This is a genomic window from Blautia sp. aa_0143 (assembly GCF_004167315.1).
Taxonomy (GTDB): domain Bacteria; phylum Bacillota; class Clostridia; order Lachnospirales; family Lachnospiraceae; genus Blautia_A; species Blautia_A fusiformis.
The window spans coordinates 1-2,119 of the sequence record NZ_RCXU01000067.1 but is presented as its reverse complement, the minus strand read 5'-3'; the positions used below and the strand labels follow the sequence as shown (position 1 = coordinate 2,119).

The window sequence follows — 2,119 nt, the reverse complement described above, 5'->3', positions numbered from 1 at the left end:
ATATCATCAAAAGCATACTCGTTGAAGTAGGAATGAAACATAGAAGTTTATAACTTTTTATAAGTTTTCAGTAACGGATACCAGGGAGGTGAATGCGGTAAATGATGTTTTGAGGGAGTTGCTGGAGATGGTCAGGGTTGTTAAAGAGGATGGAAAGGTTACGGTGGCATATATGAAGAGTTTTGAGATTGAGCAGATGTGGATTAATAAGGGGATTGAACAGGGGATTAGTCAAGGAATCGCCCAAGGGATTGAACAGGGAATTAGCCAAGGAATCAGCCAGGGAATCACTCAAGGGATTGAACAGGGGCGGAGTGAAGAGAGGGTGAATACGTTGAGGGAGAAGGCGCGAGCGGATCGGTTGGAGAGGGAACTGAGGAAGCTGCGGAGGAGATGATGTTGTTTGGTTTTGGGAGAGTTCCTGGGTGTTTGGGCCTGGGGGCTCTTTTTTTGTGGGATGAATGGAGGGACGAACGGACAGTCTGCCAGCGGGGCGGCTGCATGGTCGTGCCTGGTGCGGTCGTTTCGCCGGGTCATACTAGGCGTCTGAGGCGCCTGTCGTGCAGGGCGCCCCATAACTCGCCATGTACGCTGATGCGTACCTGGCTCAGACAGATGGGGCTTACTCTGCGGCTTGTGGCCGCAGAGTACCTTCCCGCCAGGTGCCTCAGGTGCCAAGTATGACCAGCGGCTTACTCCGACGCACCGGGTCCCGACCAGGCAGCCGCCCTGCTGGCAGTCTGTCCGTTCTGGTTTTGGGGTGTGAGGGAGTGGTGGTTTGCCGGGAGGGGGTGGGCTATCAGCGCTGCGCTGGATGGCTGCAGGGGCTGAGTTTCCTTGTGGTGTGTTGGGAGATGGTGTGGCATCGGCGCTGCGCTGGATGTGGGTGGGGTGAGTTTTTTGGGGTTTTGTCGTGAGGGGATTGGGGATAGAGGCTGTTTTGGATAGGGTGTGGTGTTTTTGTGTAATATTTAAATTTATTTTTGGAGTATTTTGGATTATAATTATGGAAAAAGATGGTTGGCCTGATTGACTGGTTGATTGATATCCGGAGTTTTGGTGACTGTTTTGTGGGACTTGAGAGAAGAGCTTCGGATGTGTGATGATGAGGGTTGTGTGATGAGCTTCGGATGTATGCTGATGTGGCTTGAGAGAAGAGCTTCGGATGTGTGCTGATGAGGGTTGAGAGATGAGCTTCGGATGTGTGCTGATGTGGCTTGAGAGATGGGCTTCGGATGTGTGTTGATGTGGCTTGTGTGAGGGCTTCGGAGGTTTGGTGGTTTGGTTTTGAGGGCGGTCTTTTGGGGGCTGCCTGGGTTTTGGAGGAGAGTGGGTTGTATGTGTGATTATGTGGTTTTGCCGCTTTTGAATTCGTCTTTTGAGCCTGGGAGGGCTCGGGAGGTTGTTGAGGGGTTTGTGGATGTGGATTTGAGGAATATTGCGCGGGCTGAGCTTTTTTATTTTACGGGGCAGGCGGAGGAGTGTTGTGAGATCACGAGGAGGTATCTGTCCAGCAGGGTTATTGAGCTGAAGCTTTCGGCGTGTATTTTGTATGGGTATTCTAATCTGACGCTGGGGAATGTGGCGGCGGCTAAGCGGGGGATGGAGGGAATCCAGTCCTGTGTGAAGCTGGCTATGAAGAAGAAGGTTCCTAAGGATGTTTATGCGTCCTGTCTTCTGGCGGGGTATGTGGGGGCGGTTTTGCTTCATCTGCCTACGGATGGGATGCCTGCTTTTGGGGAGTACAGCAGGATGCTTCCTGAGGGACTGAGGCTTTTTGCCACGTATGTGATGGCTCACCATACTTATCTTAACGGGGAGATATGGAGTGCTTATGGGATGGGGAAGGCTGCTTTGTTTATGGCGGAGAGGTCGTATCCGATCAGTATGACGTATATCCACTGTATGATGGCGGTGTGTGCGATCAACCGAAAGCATAAGCAGGAGGCGCAGGAGGAGATGCTCCGGAGCTGGGAGCTGGCGAAGATGGATGGGTTTCTGGAGCCTTTTATTGAGCATCATGGGCTTTTGCGGGGGCTGATTGCAAATTCTGCTCGAACGGTACGCCTATTCTGAAATTAGCGGTACATCCATTCTGATTTAGCGGTATGCGTTTTCT

The 2,119-nt window shown here is 51.8% G+C and carries 2 protein-coding genes; both read left to right on the top strand.

Features of this window, described 5'->3' with window-relative positions:
* Positions 1-88: 88 nt before the first annotated feature.
* Positions 89-397 carry a hypothetical protein gene (locus EAI83_RS16930; protein WP_129976296.1) on the top strand — a complete coding sequence of 103 codons (309 nt, stop codon included), beginning with the start codon at positions 89-91 and terminating at the stop codon, positions 395-397.
* Positions 398-1,338: 941 nt separating this feature from the next.
* Positions 1,339-2,076 (top strand): helix-turn-helix transcriptional regulator, encoded by a 738-nt coding sequence (locus EAI83_RS16925; protein ID WP_129976294.1) that lies wholly within the window; start codon positions 1,339-1,341, stop codon positions 2,074-2,076.
* Positions 2,077-2,119: the final 43 nt, after the last annotated feature.

Coding starts and splice junctions, on each gene's coding strand:
- EAI83_RS16925 (WP_129976294.1), top strand. CDS start 1,339: ATGTGTGATTATGTGGTTTTGCCGCTTTTGAATTCGTCTTTTGAGCCT.